The organism is Exiguobacterium sp. s70 (genome assembly GCF_018618315.1).
GTDB lineage: Bacteria > Bacillota > Bacilli > Exiguobacteriales > Exiguobacteriaceae > Exiguobacterium > Exiguobacterium chiriqhucha.
Map to the genome: position 1 here is coordinate 144,149 of NZ_JACSLV010000005.1, position 18,520 is coordinate 162,668.

At 52.9% G+C, this 18,520-nt stretch carries 19 protein-coding genes; 7 read left to right on the plus strand and 12 right to left on the minus strand.

Annotated features, from left to right (window positions below):
- Nucleotides 1-3: 3 nt before the first annotated feature.
- From KNP84_RS12190 to KNP84_RS12210, 5 genes are all read right to left on the minus strand, one after another.
- Nucleotides 4-1,896 carry an ABC-F family ATP-binding cassette domain-containing protein gene (locus KNP84_RS12190; RefSeq protein WP_215114866.1) on the minus strand — a complete coding sequence of 631 codons (1,893 nt, stop codon included), beginning with the start codon at nt 1,894-1,896 and terminating at the stop codon, nt 4-6.
- Nucleotides 1,893-2,594, minus strand: a complete 702-nt coding sequence (locus tag KNP84_RS12195) for a lysophospholipid acyltransferase family protein (RefSeq protein WP_021067795.1) — start codon at nt 2,592-2,594, stop codon at nt 1,893-1,895. Before KNP84_RS12195 ends, KNP84_RS12190 begins: the two co-directional genes overlap by 4 nt.
- 94 nt (nt 2,595-2,688) lie before the next feature.
- A complete protein-coding gene (locus KNP84_RS12200) occupies nt 2,689-2,949 on the minus strand; it encodes a hypothetical protein (protein WP_029596043.1) in 261 nt (86 codons plus the stop codon).
- An 83-nt stretch (nt 2,950-3,032) separates the two neighbouring features.
- Nucleotides 3,033-3,275 (minus strand): hypothetical protein, encoded by a 243-nt coding sequence (locus KNP84_RS12205; RefSeq protein WP_021067793.1) that lies wholly within the window; start codon nt 3,273-3,275, stop codon nt 3,033-3,035.
- 128 nt (nt 3,276-3,403) lie between these two features.
- Nucleotides 3,404-3,553, minus strand: coding sequence for a hypothetical protein (locus KNP84_RS12210; RefSeq protein ID WP_021067792.1), 150 nt, complete (start codon nt 3,551-3,553; stop codon nt 3,404-3,406).
- A 288-nt stretch (nt 3,554-3,841) separates the two neighbouring features.
- Between KNP84_RS12210 and KNP84_RS12215 the strand changes: the two genes are divergently transcribed.
- From KNP84_RS12215 to map, 5 genes are all read left to right on the plus strand, one after another.
- Nucleotides 3,842-4,693, plus strand: a complete 852-nt coding sequence (locus KNP84_RS12215) for a CvfB family protein (RefSeq protein ID WP_029596042.1) — start codon at nt 3,842-3,844, stop codon at nt 4,691-4,693.
- A gap of 163 nt (nt 4,694-4,856) precedes the next feature.
- Nucleotides 4,857-6,365, plus strand: coding sequence for a degradosome RNA helicase CshA (gene cshA, locus KNP84_RS12220; RefSeq protein ID WP_087576473.1), 1,509 nt, complete (start codon nt 4,857-4,859; stop codon nt 6,363-6,365).
- Between the two features lie 101 nt (nt 6,366-6,466).
- Complete coding sequence (locus KNP84_RS12225; protein WP_021067789.1) at nt 6,467-6,718, plus strand: hypothetical protein; 252 nt, start codon at nt 6,467-6,469, stop codon at nt 6,716-6,718.
- A gap of 45 nt (nt 6,719-6,763) precedes the next feature.
- Nucleotides 6,764-7,948 (plus strand): EAL-associated domain-containing protein, encoded by a 1,185-nt coding sequence (locus tag KNP84_RS12230; RefSeq protein WP_215114867.1) that lies wholly within the window; start codon nt 6,764-6,766, stop codon nt 7,946-7,948.
- A gap of 11 nt (nt 7,949-7,959) precedes the next feature.
- A complete protein-coding gene (gene map / locus KNP84_RS12235; RefSeq protein ID WP_021067787.1) occupies nt 7,960-8,709 on the plus strand; it encodes a type I methionyl aminopeptidase in 750 nt (249 codons plus the stop codon).
- Nucleotides 8,710-8,758: 49 nt separating this feature from the next.
- Here the strand turns inward: map and menC are convergent, their stop codons facing one another.
- Genes menC through KNP84_RS12265 form a run of 6 tightly spaced genes read right to left on the minus strand, consistent with a single transcriptional unit; the run spans nt 8,759 to nt 15,859 of the window.
- Complete coding sequence (gene menC, locus KNP84_RS12240) at nt 8,759-9,826, minus strand: o-succinylbenzoate synthase (RefSeq protein ID WP_021067786.1); 1,068 nt, start codon at nt 9,824-9,826, stop codon at nt 8,759-8,761.
- Nucleotides 9,810-11,180 (minus strand): o-succinylbenzoate--CoA ligase, encoded by a 1,371-nt coding sequence (gene menE / locus KNP84_RS12245; RefSeq protein ID WP_215114868.1) that lies wholly within the window; start codon nt 11,178-11,180, stop codon nt 9,810-9,812. The genes menC and menE overlap by 17 nt, the downstream gene beginning before the upstream one ends.
- Before the next feature lie 49 nt (nt 11,181-11,229).
- The gene (menB, locus tag KNP84_RS12250) at nt 11,230-12,054 is read right to left on the minus strand and encodes a 1,4-dihydroxy-2-naphthoyl-CoA synthase (protein WP_021067784.1); all 825 of its coding nucleotides are present in this window, start codon (nt 12,052-12,054) and stop codon (nt 11,230-11,232) included.
- Nucleotides 12,055-12,828 carry an alpha/beta fold hydrolase gene (locus KNP84_RS12255; RefSeq protein WP_215114888.1) on the minus strand — a complete coding sequence of 258 codons (774 nt, stop codon included), beginning with the start codon at nt 12,826-12,828 and terminating at the stop codon, nt 12,055-12,057.
- Nucleotides 12,828-14,477 carry a 2-succinyl-5-enolpyruvyl-6-hydroxy-3-cyclohexene-1-carboxylic-acid synthase gene (gene menD, locus KNP84_RS12260; protein WP_215114869.1) on the minus strand — a complete coding sequence of 550 codons (1,650 nt, stop codon included), beginning with the start codon at nt 14,475-14,477 and terminating at the stop codon, nt 12,828-12,830. The genes KNP84_RS12255 and menD overlap by 1 nt, the downstream gene beginning before the upstream one ends.
- Nucleotides 14,474-15,859, minus strand: a complete 1,386-nt coding sequence (locus KNP84_RS12265) for an isochorismate synthase (RefSeq protein ID WP_058765741.1) — start codon at nt 15,857-15,859, stop codon at nt 14,474-14,476. Before KNP84_RS12265 ends, menD begins: the two co-directional genes overlap by 4 nt.
- Nucleotides 15,860-16,025: 166 nt before the next feature.
- Here KNP84_RS12265 and KNP84_RS12270 point away from each other — a divergent pair, with 166 nt between their 5' ends.
- The gene (locus tag KNP84_RS12270) at nt 16,026-16,925 is read left to right on the plus strand and encodes a 1,4-dihydroxy-2-naphthoate polyprenyltransferase (protein ID WP_214802884.1); all 900 of its coding nucleotides are present in this window, start codon (nt 16,026-16,028) and stop codon (nt 16,923-16,925) included.
- Nucleotides 16,926-16,943: 18 nt separating this feature from the next.
- On the plus strand, nt 16,944-17,495 hold the full coding sequence (locus tag KNP84_RS12275) for a beta-class carbonic anhydrase (protein WP_021067779.1): 552 nt from the start codon (nt 16,944-16,946) through the stop codon (nt 17,493-17,495).
- A 41-nt stretch (nt 17,496-17,536) separates the two neighbouring features.
- On the opposite strand, the gene KNP84_RS12280 is transcribed toward KNP84_RS12275, so the two are convergent.
- Nucleotides 17,537-18,484 carry a YihY/virulence factor BrkB family protein gene (locus KNP84_RS12280; RefSeq protein ID WP_021067778.1) on the minus strand — a complete coding sequence of 316 codons (948 nt, stop codon included), beginning with the start codon at nt 18,482-18,484 and terminating at the stop codon, nt 17,537-17,539.
- Nucleotides 18,485-18,520 lie beyond the last annotated feature (36 nt).

The window sequence follows — 18,520 nt, forward strand, 5'->3', positions numbered from 1 at the left end:
TTTTTATTTCTTCTGTGCTTGAATTTGTTCATCAATCTCCGATAAATATTCCCAACGCTCCATCTTCGCATCGAGTGCTTCTTTCAACGCGGCAATTTCGGCGTACAGTTCATTCACTTTGCCGAGGTCGCTTCCGGCTATAGCGAGCCGAGCTTCCGCTGCTTCAATCTCGGACTCGAGAGAAGCGATACCTTCCTCGATCGTCTCCCATTCCTTCTGCTCTTTGAAAGTGAATTTGACGACGTCGACTTTGACACGCTCTTTCTTTTCTTTCGATTCTTTCTTCACTTGTTGCTTCGTCTGTTCTTGGAGTGTGGCCAAGTAATCACTGTATTCGGCGTGATAGACGTTGATCGTCCCATCTTCGAAGGCGATGAGCTGCTCTGCAATCCGATCTAAGAAATAGCGATCGTGACTGACGGCGATGACCGTACCTGGGAACGACTCCAAGTAGTCCTCGAGGACGGACAGTGTCTCCGTATCAAGGTCGTTCGTCGGTTCATCCAAAAACAGTACGTTCGGCTCGTCCATCAAGACACGGAGCAAGACGAGGCGGCGTTTCTCGCCACCGGATAGTTTGGCAATCGGTTTGTATTGCGCGTCCGGGGTGAACAGGAACCGTTCGAGCATCTGACTGGCCGTGATCGTCTCGCCGTCCGGCGTATAAATGACTTGAGCGATGCGTTCAATCTCATCGATGACGCGGCGCGATGTGTCCTCAAACTCGACTTGTTGCCCGTAATAGCCGAGATGGACCGTCTCGCCATGGACGACCGTTCCTTGCGTCGGTTGAAGGCGATGGGCGAGCAAGTTCATGAGCGTCGTCTTCCCGCTACCGTTTGGTCCGACGATGCCGTACCGCTCACGTCGTCCGAACAACCACGTGAAGTCTTGGATGAGCAACTTGTCGTCGTAGCCGAATGATAAGTTCTCGACTTCAATCACTTTTTTCCCGAGACGACGTGATCCGACGGACACTTCGAGCGCCTCATCCTCGGCGAGCGTCTCTTGGTGTTTCAAATCTTCGACGCGTTGGATACGCGCCTTCTGTTTCGTCGTCCGGGCTTTGGCGCCTCGGCGCAACCAGGCGAGCTCGCGGCGCAAGATGTTTTGGCGTTTCTGCTCCATCGAATGCGACCGGGCTTTTCGTTCGGCGCGTTTTTCAAGGAAGAGCTCATAGTTCCCGTCATAAAAATAACTTGTCCCGTCGGCGATCTCGAGAATGTGGTTCGTGACTCGATTCAAGAAATAGCGGTCGTGGGTGATGAGTAAGATGGCGCCTCGATAATCGGCCAGAACCGTCTCGAGCCAAGCAATCGTATCGGCGTCGAGTTCGTTTGTCGGCTCATCGAGCAACAACAGGTCGGCTTCATCGAGCAGGGCGGCGGCCAAAGCGACCCGTTTCTGCTGTCCACCGGAGAGCGAACTGATTTCCGCCGTCACATCCGGAAGGCCGAGCCGATTCAAAATCGATTTCAACTTGGCCTCTGTCTCCCAAGCGTCGGCTGCATCGACTGCTTGTTGGGCTTTCATGAAGCGTCCCAACCACTGTTCACTCGTCGGGTTTGCCTCGAGTGCTTGGCGGGCCAGTTCATATTGCTTCAATGCTTGAACGGATGGGGTGTCACTCGTGAACAAGGCGTCCAAAATCGTTTGACCCGGATCGAAATCGACCGTTTGCGTCAAATAGCGAATCCGATAGTCGTTTGGATGTTGCATCGAACCGCGGTCTGCCGTCTCGACGCCAGCGACGATTTTTAAAAACGTCGATTTTCCGGAGCCGTTGACTCCAATCACACCGATGCGATTGCCTGGATGAATCGTCATCGTGACGTCATCGAATAACACTTTATCTGCAAATTCTTTGTGGATACCTTCAATCGTTAATAAGCTCATGATTCTTCTCCTTCAACAACGCGGCGAATCATCGTCTCCGCAAGCGCGGCAATTTCTTTGTTCGGGACGTCGGCCGGATCGATGACCGGTAAAAAGGTGACGTCGACCGTCCCAGGGGTGATGCGGTTTTTCGTTTCGAGCAAATGATGACTGCCTTTGATGGCAACCGGGACAATCTTGGCGCCACTTGATGTGGCGAGCGTCAGGCTGCCGGCTTTAAACTCTTTAATCGGCCCGCCTTTCGAGCGGGTGCCTTCCGGGAAGACGATAATCGATTGGCCGGATTGAATCGTCTCGACGCCGGAGCGGATGGCTTTAATCGACTGGCGGCGGTCGCTGCGGTCGATGAAGATACAACCCATTAGTTCCATCCAACGTGGGATGATTGGGAACTTTTGAACTTCGATTTTTGAGATGAACGCTTTCGGATGTTTCGTCGCCGTGATCATGATCGGGACATCGAAGTTCCCTTGGTGGTTCGCGACGTAGACGACCGGTTCATTCGGAATGTTCTCTTGGCCGTGAACGCGGACGCGAGCGCCGGCAATCCGGAGTAGAAAGCTTGCCCATGTATAGGCGACGGTTTGAACGTACGCGTAACGTTCGGGCGGCGTCAGCCGTTTCGCTTTCGGATAGAACGGAAGCGTCAGCGGTAAGACGGCAAAAAAGGTGATAAACCAGATGGCGGTGCGGATCATGAGTCATTCTCCTTTCAATCGTACAACTGTTAGTCTGGACACGAAGAAAGAGTCTTCTTCTCTAAGCGAGAATCCGACTCTTCGGCATGAATCCTTATTCCCAGAAGCGAGATTCGCTTTCCTCTTCTTCTTCCTCGAGTTCGAACGTGATTCGTTTATTCACCGGGTCCACGGCAAAGTAAGCCCCGTCTTGATCGATGCTCTTGAACTGCATGACGTGATCAGTGCCGATTTCGAGGGTGAGTCGAATCCGGTTGTCATCGTCGACGAGCAAGATGCCGTCTTCTTTCAGCCATAGCTCCATGACAGGTGAATAACGTAATAGCCATTCGTTCGATAAAGGGATTTCATTCATACGTGTTTGTGCCTCCTACGGGTTGAGTCCGTTTTGCTCTCTGTCTACAATAGGATAACAAAAGTGGAGGGTGAAGACGAGTGTTATGTAGAACGTTTACGTGTACTTGAATGCATACGTGCCACGATGCGTTTGATTTTTTTCTGGTTGCGGCGTTCAATCAATAAGACGTTCGTTTGTGCGACTAACTGTTTAAATGAAGATAAGCCCATGGCGAGCAATACGGCGAACAGGAATGTACCGATCGGGTCTTTGAAAAAACCGGTTTGGAGCGAGACGGACAAACCGACGACCGAAAGAATCGTGGTGAGAAAATAAAATAGCATGAGTGGCTCTCCCTTCCCAGATGATTCAATAGTAAAAGCCGAACGTTATGTTCGTTCGACAGCTGCACAAAAAATCCCTTTTTTTGTCGGAACAAAACAAAAAAACGCCTTCTGTCAGGAGAGGGCGTTTACTCTTGGACCATCGTGACGGATGAAGATACGTTTGTATCGACTCCGTTTGAGAAAATGAAGCTAAGTGAAGCGAGTAGCGCGAAGAAAGCAATCAATAAGCCTTTCATAAAGCGCTTCGCAAATGATCGAGATTGAACATCAAACATTTATTATCCCCCGTTCGGCCATGGCTGAAACCTAATTCGTTAAACAACACTTCCTTAATAATAACGTTTTCAAAATGTGGATACTAGATGGAAAATGCACGTTCACAAAATTGTCACAAAATTTGAAATAAAGACGTTAGAATGCTCGCCAATCGGTCATATGCGTCTCCGCCTCTCGTTCACAATTTAGACACAATTAAGCGGAGCAATGAAATCGAACATGATATGATTAGGAACGTGTGTAGGTAGGTATACTGACAGTAATAGATGAAAAAGGATGTGGATTGTATGGCATTACGTGCAGGAGAAGTAGTAGACTTGGTCGCGGAACGTTCAGCTGATTTTGGAGTGTTTATCGGTAATGGTCGCGAAGAGGTACTCCTTCATCGAAAAGAACAAACAGAAGAAGTTGCGGTCGGACAGACGGTACGCGTCTTCCTTTATCACGACTCGGAAGGACGTCTCGCTTCGACGATGACGATTCCTAGTGTCACGTTCGATGACTATGAATGGTATGAAGTGACAGGGGTCCGGTATAACACAGGTGTGTTCGTCAATATCGGGATTCAAAAAGATGTACTCGTCTCATTAGATGATCTTCCTGAGAACCGGTCGTATTGGCCGAAAGAAGGAGACAAGCTATGCATTCGTCTCAAGTACGACCAAAAGAGCCGCCTCCTCGGCGAACCGGCTCATTATGCGTACTTGAACTTATTGGCGCGTCCCGCCAAAGAAGAGTGGGGCAACCAAGATGTGCAGGCGATTGTCGTCAATCGACGCGACGTCGGTGTGAACGTCTGGGTCGAGAACGAGTCGCTTGGCTTCCTACATGAAGCAGAGATGACACGTTGGCCGCGCCTCGGTGAGCAATTGACGGTGCGCGTGACACAAGTGAAGCAAGACGGGACGGTCCTCGTCTCAATGAAACCTCGGGCCTATGAGGCGATCGACCCGGATGCGGAAAGTATCCGTGCCTACATTGAAGAGCGCGGCGGCCAAATGCCTTACGGCGACAAGACGGCGCCGGATGTGATTGATCGTGAGTTCGGGATGAGTAAAGCAGCGTTCAAACGGGCGCTCGGGAAACTGCTGAAAGAAAAGCAAGTTGAAAAACTCGACAATGGCTATAAATTGAAATAAGATAACTCATGTCCAGGTGGCTATAAAAAGTTTTAGAATGTATTTCTTTCATTTTAGAAACAAATGCGTTATAGTAGTAAGAGTTGACTACGAGGAAACATTGTAAAAACGTCTGTAGAACTAAACCTCAGACGTTTTTTGTATGAAAAAAGGAGAATATAATTTGACAAAATTCCAAGATTTACAGTTAAGTGAAGTATTAGTAAAAGGTGTACTCAAAATGGGCTTCGAAGAAGCTACACCGATCCAAGCTGAGACAATTCCTGTCGCACTCACAGGAGTGGACGTATTAGGTCAAGCGCAAACAGGTACAGGGAAAACAGCAGCTTTCGGTATTCCGACAATTGAGCGAATCGATACAAAGGCACGTCAAGTCCAAGCACTTGTTCTTGCACCGACACGTGAACTTGCGATTCAAGTTGCAGAAGAATTGAACAAAATTGGTGAAGCGAAGCGCGTTTACGCACTTCCAGTATACGGTGGCCAACAAATCGACCGCCAAATCCGTGGTTTGAAAAAGAACCCACAAATCGTCGTTGCGACACCTGGACGTCTCATGGACCACATGAAACGCAAGACGATCAAACTCGACGAGATCCAAACAGTGATCTTGGATGAGGCAGATGAAATGCTCAACATGGGCTTCGTTGAAGATATCGAGATGATTTTGAAAGGCCTTCCGGCTGAACGTCAAACGCTTCTCTTCTCTGCAACAATGCCACCACAAATCAAGAAGATTGCTGAGCGCTTCATGAAGTCGCCGACAATCATCAAAGTCAAAGCGAAGGAAATGACAGTTGAGAACATCAACCAACAATTCCTCGAATTGCGCGAAGGCCAAAAATTCGATACGCTTTGCCGTTTGATCGACATCGACTCACCAGAACTCAGCATCATCTTCGCTCGTACGAAGAAACGTGTTGACGAAGTGACAGAAGCACTTATCAAACGTGGTTACACGGCTGATGGTCTTCACGGTGACTTAACGCAATCAAAACGTGACCAAGTCATTCGTCGCTTCAAAAACAGCACGATTGACATCTTGGTCGCAACAGACGTAGCGGCACGTGGTCTTGATATCACAGGCGTTACACACGTTTACAACTTTGACGTCCCACAAGACCCGGAAAGCTACGTGCACCGTATCGGACGTACAGGCCGTGCTGGTAAAACAGGTACAGCTCTTACGTTCATCACGCCACGTGAATTCGGTCAAGTCAAAGCAATCGAACGCGTAACAAACAAGAAGATGAACCGTCGTCACGTTCCGACAATCGCAGAAGTGCTTGAGGGCAACCAAAAGCAATCGGCTGAAGATTTGATCGAACGTGTACAAGCGGGCGACTTCAAAGCTTACACGCAACTTGCGACTGAGCTTCTTGAAGAGTACGAAGCAGTCGAGCTTCTCGCAGCGGCACTTCGTGGATTGACGAAAGAGCCAGATTCAACTCCGGTTGAAATCTCGTATGCAGAACCAGTTCGCGTCAAACGTCAAGGTGGACGCAACGACCGTGGTGGATACCGTGGAAATCGCAGTGGCGGCGGCGAACGTCGTGGCGGCGGTGACCGTGGTGGACGCAGCGGTGGCGGCGGTGGATACCGTGGCAAACGCACGGGTGGAGAAGACCGTCGTCGTTCAGACGACCGTGGCCCACGCCGTCCGCGTGACTAATCAATAACCCAAAACCGCATCTCCCTAAGTGGATTTGCGGTTTTTTTTTTGGTGTCATGCTACACTAAACGAGTAGAGACAGAAAAATGAGGTGTCAACGGATGATTGAACTAGGTTTTGGTCTCGTCATACTATTGGCGTGCGTCCTGGCTTTGAAACCGATTATAACGCGGACCGAGCGTCCGAATTTCCGATATATCCCGGTCGCCACGCTCCTGTTCGGCGCCATGATTTGGCTGGTGATGGCCATCGGCGTCGGTGGGAAGATGGGAATCGGGTACGGTGTGATGAGTATCGTATATTTCATTGCTTGTTTCGGTGCCTATATGTATGTGCATACACGAGCGAGCTGAGCCCAGCTCGCTTTCGTGTTTAGAAAAAAAGACGAGGTGATCAAGGTGGATGCAGTGGATGTGATGATGAACGCAGAGGAAGTCGAAGTGACATTTGAACCGATTCTCGGGGCTGCTACCTTTCAAGTAGAGGGGTATATGGTGCATGGGCAGTTCAGGGGCGAGTCGCTCACGCCTTTCTTTTATGACGATGACGTTCCGCTTGAGTACCAGCTCGATATCGCTAAACGAATGGAGCGTCTTGCGGCCGAACAGTTGCGGGACGAAACGCAATTCGTCACGTTCCGATGTCGGTCGGAATGGATTCTCGATCAAGGCGGCGAGGCGTTTTTGGCCCCGCTGCGGGAGTTGAACTTCCCGCTCCATCGCATTTATGTGACGCTTCAAGGGACCGATCTCGTCGACGTGTCACGTTTGTCGCGAGTCGTCCAATATTATCGTTCGTCCGGTGTCAAAGTCGCGCTCGACTTCGCTGAGTCGACAAGCATTGAAGATATCATGACGGTGGCGCCTGAGATGCTACTCGTCGATTTGGCGACGATGGTCGAGAAGAAGACGTTATCGGTCACGTATCCGCAAATGCTTCAGACGATGGAATATATCGCTTCCCGTCTCGGGGCACCGCTCCTGTACAAATCGATTGATCACCTCGGACAGCTGCGTTATGCGTGGCGTCACGGCGGACGTTATTATATGGGTGGACTCCTTGGTCAAGGTGATGCGACACCGCCGCGCGAAGCGAAAGGCATGAGCGTCTTGACACAAGAAGTGCCGTCATTTTTCTTGCACGATCAAGAGCGGATCAAGCGATTGTATGAACTTGAGTTCGAACTCCATAAACAAATTCACGACCTCGTCCAAAGCGGGAAGTGGTCGCGCGATAAAAAAGATGAATGGTTGCTCCATATTGCGCCGAAACTCGAAGGAACGTTCGTCCGTTACTATTTGACGGACCAAACCGGGTTCCAGACGAGCGCGAACGTCTATCAGGCGCAGTCGAATTGGACGGTCGACAATACGTATCGCGGCTATAACTGGAGTTTCCGGCCGTACTTCATTCGCACGATGGCGGCGATGGACGTGCGCGGACGAGGCTACTTGTCCGAGGATTATCGTGACTTCAGCTCGAACGAAGTGACACGGACGTTCAGTTATCCGTTACCGGATGGCATGTTCTTGTTTGCGGATTTATCAGAAGAGTTCTTATATCAAAATCGACTATTAGATTGAGAGGGAAAACGATGTTAGATTATGATTACGATGCATTGCGTGAGATTGGACGGATTGTCGCCTTGGCGCGCGACGAGATGGCGAAAGCGGTCAAACCGGGCATGACGACGAAACAGTTGGATGAGATTGGACAACGTATTTTGGAAGCGGAAGGGGCCGCCTCGGCCCCGATTACGATGTATGAGTTCCCAGGCTACACGTGCATCTCCATCAATGAAGTCGCAGCCCACGGGATTCCGGGCGACCTTGTCATCCAAGACGGGGACGTGGTCAACGTCGATGTATCGGCCGTGAAGGATGGCTACTATGCCGACACTGGGCGTACGGTCATCGCGGGCACGCCGAAATCGGCTAAACACGAGCGTTTGGTCGAAGTATCATTGACCTCGCTCGAAGCAGGTCTCAGTAAAGTGAAGGCGGGCGTCAAGGTCAACCAAATCGGCAAGGCGATTTATGCCGATGCCCGGAAGAACGGCTTCACGGTCATCCGCAACTTGGCGGGCCATGGTCTTGGGCGCACCCTTCACGGAGAGCCGGAGACGATCTCGAACTACTATAGTCGTGAAGAAAACGACATCTTGAAAGAAGGTCAAGTTATTGCCGTCGAGACGTTCATCTCGACGCAAGACGAAATCGTCTATCAATCGGAAGAAGACGGCTGGTCGTTGTTCACCCCGAACAACAGCCTCGTCTCTCAATTCGAGCACACGGTCGTCGTCACGAAAGACGGCTATGAAGTGTTGACGGGCACATTCCGTTAACGATGAAAAGGCGGCAGACGCGAGGTCTGCCGCCTTTTTTGCGGAGTTTTTACAGGAGTCGAATCGTCTGTTCGCTCAGTTGCTCGATTGTCGTCCAATCCGGTGCGACTTGATCGGGAAGCATCAACTGTCCGTTCTCGACCTCGAGCGGGGTATCGAGCAAATCGGTCTCGAAGTAAACGCTCGTCCCGGCCATATCGGCCGGGTAGGCGGCTCCGCTCATTGAGGCGAATAAGAGCGTGTGATAACGGCCGATGGAGGACTCATACATACCACCGACCCAGTAGGGGGTGCCGCTATCGCGAATCGCGAGTGCCTCGCTCCAGCCGCCGACGCGGGCCGGTTTGATATTGACGATGCGACCGGCTCGAAGTCGATGCATCGTCGCCACGTCTTGAGCCGAGCTAATCGATTCATCGAGACAAATCGGTGTGGCGAGCCGTGCCTGCAAGTCTGCTGTCTCGACCCAATGTGTGCTCGGATAAGGCTGCTCGATCATCAAGAGACGGTAGGTATCTAATGCCTCGAACCAGTCAAGCGGTTGCTCGGAGCCACTTCCGTTCAAATCAATCATGAGCGGGGCGTCCGGAAAATTGTTCCGAATTTCGCCGAGCGCAGGGAGTAGTTCATGCGGGGACGCTTTTAACTTGATCCGGTCGAATCCGGACGCGAGCGCAGACTCGATGGCGTTCAATGTTTGACTGAGCAGACCGATGCCGATGGTCCGGCCACAGGCCACGGTGTCGCCGGCTTGGACGTATTGTTTTAATGTCTGATTCGCGCGGGCCGCTTCCACTTCCCATAGAGCGCTCTCCCACATCGCTTTCGCCATCGGGTGGCCGATGATGGAGCTGACATGGGTACCGAACGAGGCGGCGGACAACGTCATTCCTTTCAACAGTTGGATAATTAAAGCGGACGTATCGATGACGGAGCGGACGGTCTCAGCCGTATACCATGGCGTCTCGAACGCGACACCTTCCCCGTAGCCGACAACACCGTCGACCGTCTCCAGACGGAGGATGGCCGTCCGTCTCGTCGTCAACACGGCGTGGGCGGTGACAATCGGATGTTTGAACGTGAGGGGGACGATATACAGTTCAGCGCGACGAATCATGGTCAGCCTCCTTTAAGCGATGACGCATCAATTTACCGTTGGCGTTACGAGGCAACTTGTCGACGGCAATCCATGCTTTCGGATGTTTATAAGACGCCAGATGGTCGTGCAACAGCTGAATTGCCTCATCGAAATCGAACGTACCGACCGTGAAGGCGACAGGTATCGCTCCCCAAGTCGGGTCGGGACGACCGACGACCCCTACGTCTTGAATGCCCTGGCAACGCAATAACACGCTCTCGATTTCGGCTGGATAAATGTTCTCGCCGCCAGAGATAATCAAGTCACTGCGACGGTCATGGACGTACAAGTAACCGTCCTTGATTGTGCCGAGATCACCGGTCTGCCAATAGCCGTCGGGCGTCCAGGCGTCGGCCTCTGGCTGTCTATAGTAACCAGGGGTCACCGTCGGTCCGTTCACTTCAATCTCCCCATCCGCATTGATACGGAGTTGGGTCGGCGCAATCGATTGACCGCTCGAACCGATGTGGGCGAGCGCCTCGGATGGCAAGAGCGTCGCGACTTGCGAACACGTTTCCGTCATTCCGTACGTCTGGGCGACCGGTAACTGCCGCCGCTCGGCTTCTTCGAGCAACGGGCGCGGTACGGGACCACCACCGACGAGCAGAAGTCGTAGCTGATGGCGGGAAAGACCTGCGTCGAGGAGACGCTGAAGCATGACGGCGACAAGCGAGATGTGGGTGATTCTTGCCGTCTCAATCAACTCGAGTGTCCGGACGACATCGAACTTCGGTTCGACGTATAATGTCGAACCGAAACGGGCGCTCCGATACACTTGGGCGAGTCCGCTCATATGGAAGAGTGGCGTGACGATGAGCATCCGATCACTCATCCCATATCCGAGGCGCGTCTTGGCCGCCTCGGCGCTCGCGATGTGATTGCCGAACGTCTGCTTTACGGCCTTGGCTCGACCGGTCGTGCCTGAGGTGAACATGAGCGACATGACTTCATCGTCTGCCCACTCGTGCGGTGTGGCGAGTGACGCCTCATCTCGTGACGTCAACGCGAATTGGGTGATCGACAGTTCAATCGGTTCATCGACGAGCAATACATCGATATCGGCCGTCTCGATTTGTCCTGCCAGTTCGCTCATCGTCAACCGCGTGTTGAGCGGAACGAGCACTTTTCCGAGTAACTGGATGGCATGGACAGCGATGACATAATCAGCGCTGTTCGCAGCGCGTAATCCGATATGGCGGGCTTCGGGTGCGACCCGTTCCAAGAAGTGGGCTAAACGGGCACTCTCCGCGCTTAACTCGGCCCAGGTCAAACTGACGGACGCGGTGACGAGTGCCATGGCGTCACGTCGATGTTGTGTCACATAACGATTCATCATCAGGACCTCCAAAAAAAGAGTAGCGAAGTCGCTACTCTTTGTCGATTTACGGGAAACGCGGGAACTGACCGAAGTCTGGGTCGCGTTTTTCTTTGAAAGCGTCGCGTCCTTCTTTCGCTTCGTCTGTCGTGTAGTAGAGAAGCGTCGCGTCGCCGGCAAGCTGTTGAAGTCCTGCAAGTCCGTCCGTGTCGGCGTTCATCGCTGCCTTCAAGAAGCGAAGGGCCGTCGGAGAGTGTTGCAAGATCTCTTGGCACCATTGGATCGTCTCGGCTTCAAGTTGCTCGAGTGGGACGACCGTGTTGACGAGTCCCATGTCAAGCGCTTGCTGTGCGTCGTATTGACGGCAGAGGTACCAGATTTCGCGTGCTTTCTTGTGGCCGATGATGCGAGCCAAGTAACCTGAACCGTAACCGGCATCGAACGAGCCCACTTTTGGTCCGGTTTGACCGAAACGGGCGTTGTCGGCTGCAATCGTCAAGTCACAGACGACGTGCAAGACGTGTCCGCCACCGATCGCATAACCGGCTACCATGGCGATAACTGGTTTCGGGATGACGCGAATCAAGCGTTGAAGGTCGAGGACGTTCAAGCGTGGAATCTCGTCGTCACCGACGTAGCCGCCGTGGCCTCGTACTTTTTGGTCGCCGCCTGAGCAGAAGGCTTGATCGCCTTCACCAGTCAAGATGATGGCACCGACTTCTTTATCGTCACGGGCGCGTGCGAACGCGTCGATGAGCTCGTTTACCGTGAGTGGACGGAACGCGTTCCGTACTTCCGGACGGTTGATGGTGATTTTGGCGATGCCATTCCACTTCTCGTACTTGATATCTTCGTACGTGCGGACCGATGTCCAGTTTGCTACTGATTCCATTTAAATTCCCCCTAAAATCAATTTCTCTATCATTGTACCAAATTGTTGGGCATTCTCGACATGTGGAGCATGAGATGCGTCCGAAATTTCATGAATTTCAATATCGGGACGAATCAACTGCATGTTCCGAGCAATCTGTTGAAACTTCACATCGTGTTCCCCGACGATCAAATCGGTGCGAGGTAAGCGCTCGAGTAGCGGCCAGAGCGACGGCATGCTGCCCGTCCCGATAGCGCGGAGGCTGTCCGCGAGTGCGGCTGGACGTTGGGCCAACCGCTCAGGACGGAGTGCGGCACGCATCTCATCAGTCTGATGCCAGAGCGGAAGCTGTTCCCAACGGTCGACGAACGCCTCAAGTCCTGCTTGCTCGATGAATTCGGCGAGCTTTTCGTCTTGAAGCCGGCGTTGTCGACGTTCGGCCGCACTGAGTCCGGGCGTCGTGCTAATGCCGATAAAATGGGTGACCCGATCATCATAGGCGGCGAGTGTCATGCCGACACGTCCGCCGAGCGAGTAACCGACGACCGTCCACGGACCTTCGTCCGTGTCGAGTAGCGCCGACAAGTCTTTTACCTGTTGACTCATCTTGGCACGCTCGACCGGCTGATGGCCCGTTTCACCATGTTGCAACAGTGTCGGGGCGACGAGTCGGACGGGTAGTTCCGGGAAGCGGGAAAGCCATCCCGCGTTTCCTGTGAAGCCGTGCAACAGCAAGACCGGCCGGCCGTTGCCGCGTTCGAGCACCTCGTACGAGACGCCTCGCAGCGGACGCATCACGACTCATTCCCCGTCGCCAAGCGGTCCGTGAGCGAAGCAGTCCAACGACGGTGCTCCGCCACGTTCGTCGTACGGTCGGATGGGAACTCGATGAGTTGGACGCCCGCCTCGATGGCGGCCGTGACGTCTTCAGGCTGCTCGAGCCGTTGATAGCTGAGCCCGTACGTGTCAGCGAATCCACGTAGATTCAACTGCAGCGGCGTCCCGAACAAGTCCTCGAACATTTGCGGTGCGATCGAAGCTTGTGGCAAGAAGGAGAAGATGCCGCCCCCGTCGTTGTTGACGACGACGATGGAGAACGTACCTGGGTGCGATTTGACGAGTTGGAGCGCGTTGCTGTCATGATAAAACGCCAAGTCGCCAATTAACAGGGCAGCCTTGTCCGTATCGTGACAGGCACCGAGCGCGCTCGAGATGATGCCGTCAATCCCATTCGCCCCGCGGTTGGCGACGACGTCAATCGACTGACCGGCTGAAAGTGCCGTATCGATATCACGAATCGGCATGCTATTGCTAACGAAGATGCGTTCGAGACGTGACGCTAGCAAATGACGCGTCAATGCACTTTCTCCGCTCAAAGCAGGTTTCGCGGATTCGGTGATCTGTTCGAACAACGCGAACCGATCGAATAAGTCGACGTCATAGTTTTTGTTGATGGCGGCTACATAATCAATCGCATCTCCGTACACGACCGTAGCATGATTTGACGGGTCGCGGAACGAGCCCGGTTGCTCAATCAAGACGCACGGGACGTCCTGGAGCCACTGGTTCAATCGTTTCGAGACAGGAGCGGCGCCGAAGCGGACGACCGTGTCAGGCGTCCATTCCGTCCGATGCTCGCTCGCGAGCCACGTGTCGTAGTTCGTCAGCACGTGGTCAAATCGGCGCATCCCGCTCAACGGGTCGGCGAAAATTGGGATATGATACGTTCGCGCCGCTTTATAAATCGGCTCAAGCCATGACGCCGGTGTCCCGGGACCGACGAGGAAGGCGAGACGGTCAACATCGATGTCTCGTTTGAAGCGGTTGACGTCACTTGTTGTCGGTTTGAGATAGGTCGGTTCAGACAATTCGGTGTCCCCTTCAAGCAGTGACGTTAAGCGTTCGATGTCCGGCAATAACGGCTCGCGGAACGGGATGTTCACGTGGACTGGTCCGAACGGCGCGTGCATGCTCGTTCGAACGAGCCGTGTCACCGCTTGTTCCATGTAGCGCTGGCTGGCGGCTTCAGGAACAGGGAGGTCGATGCTCGCTTTGACGTGCTCGCCGTACAGCCGGACTTGATCGATTGCTTGAGGAGCGCCGACGTTCCGTAGTTCATGCGGACGGTCTGTCGTCAATACGATGAGCGGCAACTGCGAGATGTTTGCCTCGGCCACCGCGGAAAAGTAGTTGGTCGCGGCGGTGCCACTCGTGCAGATGAGCGCGACCGGTCGCAACGATGAGGTCGAGCGGGTCAAGCCGAGAGCGAAGAAGGCGGCCGAACGTTCATCGACGATGATATGATGACGGACGCTCGGATGAAGATAAGCGGCCATGGCCAGCGGGGTCGAGCGCGAACCGGGACTGATGACAATATCCTCGACGCCTTGTTCGACGAGCCGGTTCATCATCTGGGCGACCCAATCCGTTAACGTTTCATTCATGCTTGATTGCCTCCTGCGCTTACTTTGTCCAACCCGAGTGCTTGCTTGATTGGACTGAGCTTGATTTCCGTCTCGGCGAGTTCCGCTTCGAGCTCAGACTCTTGGACGATTCCACAGCCTGCGTATAGCGCCACGAATTGGTGATGCACGAGGGCGGATCGGATTGAGACGACGAATTCGCCTTCTCCTTCCGTATTCAACCAGCCGAACGGCGAACCGTACCAACCGCGGTCGAAGCGCTCAATCTCACGCAATAAGCGGACGGACGTCCGTTTCGGTGAACCGCCGAGCGCGGGGGTCGGGTGGAGCGACTCGATGATGGACAGCAATGATGCGTTCGTATCGAGTGTCGCTTGAATCGGTGTATGCAGATGGAACACCGAGCGATTTTCTAATATACGCGGCGTTTCGGGTGCCTTGATAGTAGCCGCGTATGGAGTGAGGGCGTTTTTAATGTCCTTCACGACGATTTGATGCTCATCTAAATTCTTGGCATCGTGCAACAGCGTCTGTTTGGCTACATCCGCCTCGATTTCTGTGTCCGGTCGTTTAATCGTTCCGGCGATGGCTGCCGTTTCGATGTACGGCCCTTGTTTTTTGACGAGGCGCTCCGGGGTCGCCCCGAAAAAGCCGATTTCTCGCTTCGGTTGATATAAGAAGACGTAACTGCCCGTTTGATGTTCTGACAAATGGCGTAACGTCGTCGCGAACGGGAACGGCTCTTCTGATGTTTGATATATCTCTTCACGGGCGATGACGATTTTCTCGACGCGTTCTTCCGAGATGTTCAGTTTGGCTTGTTGGAAGCTCGACTTGAAGTGGTCGACGCCATCTTTCACTTGAGAGTAGGTCGGTGCCTGCTCGTCGGGAGCGTGCAACGCGTTGAACTGGGCGAGCTGATCGGCCAATTGAATCAAATATTGTTCGACCGAACGTTTCGCGGAGACGAGCGTCGAGACGGTCAACGTGTGTTTGTCACCCGAACGGCGATATAAAAATTTAGGCACGACCAATGACGCTTCGCCGAACGCTTCCCACATATTTTTCTGGGGGCGGATGAACGTGTCGAACGAGAAGCCCGAGAACGCATAAATGACCGCGTCGACGTCCCGGCGGTGCAGGCTCCAATCATATTGCAACCGTTGGAACCGTTCCGGGCCAGAAGCCGTCAACACGAGCGCATCGGCACATCCGAGCATCTCGAGGGAGCGGTCGGGTGTCGAAAAATAATAATGGGACGTTTCCGTGTTTTGAATGATATGAAACGCATCGAACGAAGGGATCTCCCACGTGTAGGAGGCCAAGACCGGCCGTTGCCAAGCACGTGCCCGTTTATGGGCTTGCTCGATTCGTTGTTTAATGTGTGTTTGAGTATCTGGCATGTAAGAAAAGCCTCCTCAATCCAATGGAATTCTCATTCTTTAGTGTATCATGACTTCACGGCAGAACTGGCCGTCAAATGCTCGGGAAAGTGAAGGGAACCGTTCGAGCGACGGGCATTGACAGATTTTTTTAAAGAGACGTAAACTAACGAAGGGAGGGAAGTGCATGAAGAAGAGAGAGAAAGGTGCCTATTGGCGCATGATTCGTCCGCACACATTGACGGCGAGCTTCATACCGGTGCTGTTAGGGACGTTCATCGTCCTCGGGCAAGTCGAATTGAAATGGGGACTGTTCCTGGCGATGCTCATCGCCTCGGTCTTGATTCAAATCGCGACGAATTTATTCAATGAGTATTACGATTATAAGCGCGGGCTCGACCATGAAGGGTCAATCGGAATCGGTGGTTCAATCGTACGCGATGGATTCACACCGGGCCAAGTCCTCGGGATTGCCCTTGGGATGTACGGGGTAGCGGCCGTGCTCGGTCTTTATATCGCCGCTTCGACGAGCTGGCACTTGATTTGGATCGGCGTGTTGTCGATGGTCGTCGGGTTCCTCTATACAGGAGGTCCGCTTCCCATCGCCTATACACCGTTCGGTGAACTCGTCGCCGGTCTGTTCATGGGGTATGTCATTATCGGGATTTCAGGATACCTCCAAATCGGAACGGTGACGACGGAGCTGTTGCTCGTGTCGTTCCCGATGGCGCTGTTAATCGGGGCCATCTTGCTCGCGAACAATATTCGCGACTTAGATAACGATAAAGTGAACGGGCGCAAAACGATTGCCTGTCTCGTCGGACATCGACGTGCGGTTCTCGTCTTAGCCGGATTCTTTATCGCGGCGTTGATTGGCATTATCGTCGCTGTCGTCGGGTTTGGCGTGACGCCTTGGGTGCTGTTGTCACTCTTGACCATTCCGATTATGATTCGGGCGGTGAAACGCTTTTGGATCAAACAGGAACCGGCTCAATTGATGCCAGCGATGGCGATGACCGCAAAAGTGAACACGTTGTTCGGTGCTTGGATGGTCATCGGTTTGATGGTCGCGCGATTCATCGCGTAAATAAAAGGAGGGAACCATATGTCAGTCGTTCAAGAAATGTTAGCGTTCAATGAAAAATTCGTCTCGGAGAAACAATACGAAGAGTTCGTCTCGGACAAGTTCCCCGATAAGAAAATCGTCATTTTAACATGTATGGATACACGTCTGACGGCGTTACTGCCGAAAGCTCTCGGTTTGAAAAACGGGGATGCTAAAATCATAAAAAATGCGGGTGCTGTCCTATCGCATCCGTTCGGTTCGGTCATGCGTTCCATTCTTGTCGCGCTGTATGCGCTCGGAGCGGAAGAAGTCATCGTCATCGGGCACTATGATTGCGGGATGGCAGCCATCGACCCGAACGCGGTCATCGGCGAAATGGAGCGTCGCGGAATCGAACCGCAAACGCTCCAGACGCTCAAATCGTCGGGTATGGATTTGGAGAAGTGGTTACACGGGTTTGACTCGGTCGAAGCGAACGTCGTCAACTCGGTCAGTCTCATCAAAAACCATCCACTCTTGCCACCGGGCACGAACGTCCACGGATTCGTCATCGATCCGGCGACGGGACGTCTCGATGTCGTCGAAGCATAACGTAAAAGGCGGTCTCTCCTGCAGAGACCGCCTTTCTTTGGTTACCCGTATGTGTTGACGGGAATGTCTTTATACTCGTCCTCGTCCGAATCTTTCGATTTGGACTTTTTATTTTTCTTATAGTTTTTCTCGTACTCACGTTCGCTCGGCGTTTTGAAGAAACGTTGCCAAGTAGCATTGATTTCTGACCCGATCAAAATGATCATGCCGGTCAATTGTAACCAGAGCAACGTGACGATAATCCCCCCGAGTGAACCGTACGTCGAATCGTAGTTGCCGAAGTTTGAGACGTACAGGCTGAATCCGAGTGAGACGAGCTGCCAGGCGATGACGCCGAAGATCGCGCCTGGAATCGTGCTCTTCCAAAACACGTGTTGTTGAGGAGCAATCTTATAAAAGATCGAGAGCGTCAAAATCAAGATGACGGTCGTCAACACGTAGCGGAACACGTTAATCAAGATGACGTCAGCCCCTGAGATTGGGATGAAGCGCATCAAAAAGTCGATGATTTGTGAACCGAACACGTTCGAGACGATGAGCAACAGTACGCCGACACCGAGCAAGAGCGTCAAGCCGAGCGCGATGCCTTTGCTGACGAAAAAATTTCGTTCGTTGTCTTCCCCGTATGCGTGAATCGCCATGTTAATCAAGCGTTCGACCCCTTTAGCGGCCGACCAAATCGCCAAAATCGCACCGATTGAGAGGAGTCCGCCGCGCGGTTCGCCAATCGCGTCAAAAATCCCGGTCAAAAAATCAGTCGCGGCCGCCCCAGGCGCCAAGTTGTTCAACTGTTCTTGGAACGATGCCTGGGAAATGTCGAAGAACGACAGCAACGCGAGAATGAAGATGATGCCCGGGAAAATCGATAAGAACCAAAAAAAAGCGAGCGTCGCGCCGTAATCTTGAACATCATGTTCTTTGAAGCGACGAAGCAGCTCCTTCCCGAAGGCGAACCAATTCTTTTTTTCTTTCACTTCTGTAGTATCCATGTATGAGCCTCCTGAACGTTATCGTTAGAAACTTTC

Bases quoted from the DNA above. Each gene is read 5' to 3' on its own strand.
- KNP84_RS12190 (WP_215114866.1), bottom strand. From the start codon at position 1,896: ATGAGCTTATTAACGATTGAAGGTATCCACAAAGAATTTGCAGATAAA.
- KNP84_RS12195 (WP_021067795.1), bottom strand. From the start codon at position 2,594: ATGATCCGCACCGCCATCTGGTTTATCACCTTTTTTGCCGTCTTACCG.
- KNP84_RS12200 (WP_029596043.1), bottom strand. From the start codon at position 2,949: ATGAATGAAATCCCTTTATCGAACGAATGGCTATTACGTTATTCACCT.
- KNP84_RS12205 (WP_021067793.1), bottom strand. From the start codon at position 3,275: ATGCTATTTTATTTTCTCACCACGATTCTTTCGGTCGTCGGTTTGTCC.
- KNP84_RS12210 (WP_021067792.1), bottom strand. From the start codon at position 3,553: ATGTTTGATGTTCAATCTCGATCATTTGCGAAGCGCTTTATGAAAGGC.
- KNP84_RS12215 (WP_029596042.1), top strand. From the start codon at position 3,842: ATGGCATTACGTGCAGGAGAAGTAGTAGACTTGGTCGCGGAACGTTCA.
- KNP84_RS12225 (WP_021067789.1), top strand. From the start codon at position 6,467: ATGATTGAACTAGGTTTTGGTCTCGTCATACTATTGGCGTGCGTCCTG.
- map (WP_021067787.1), top strand. From the start codon at position 7,960: ATGTTAGATTATGATTACGATGCATTGCGTGAGATTGGACGGATTGTC.
- menC (WP_021067786.1), bottom strand. From the start codon at position 9,826: ATGATTCGTCGCGCTGAACTGTATATCGTCCCCCTCACGTTCAAACAT.
- menE (WP_215114868.1), bottom strand. From the start codon at position 11,180: ATGAATCGTTATGTGACACAACATCGACGTGACGCCATGGCACTCGTC.
- menB (WP_021067784.1), bottom strand. From the start codon at position 12,054: ATGGAATCAGTAGCAAACTGGACATCGGTCCGCACGTACGAAGATATC.
- KNP84_RS12255 (WP_215114888.1), bottom strand. From the start codon at position 12,828: ATGCGTCCGCTGCGAGGCGTCTCGTACGAGGTGCTCGAACGCGGCAAC.
- menD (WP_215114869.1), bottom strand. From the start codon at position 14,477: ATGAATGAAACGTTAACGGATTGGGTCGCCCAGATGATGAACCGGCTC.
- KNP84_RS12265 (WP_058765741.1), bottom strand. From the start codon at position 15,859: ATGCCAGATACTCAAACACACATTAAACAACGAATCGAGCAAGCCCAT.
- KNP84_RS12270 (WP_214802884.1), top strand. From the start codon at position 16,026: ATGAAGAAGAGAGAGAAAGGTGCCTATTGGCGCATGATTCGTCCGCAC.
- KNP84_RS12275 (WP_021067779.1), top strand. From the start codon at position 16,944: ATGTCAGTCGTTCAAGAAATGTTAGCGTTCAATGAAAAATTCGTCTCG.
- KNP84_RS12280 (WP_021067778.1), bottom strand. From the start codon at position 18,484: ATGGATACTACAGAAGTGAAAGAAAAAAAGAATTGGTTCGCCTTCGGG.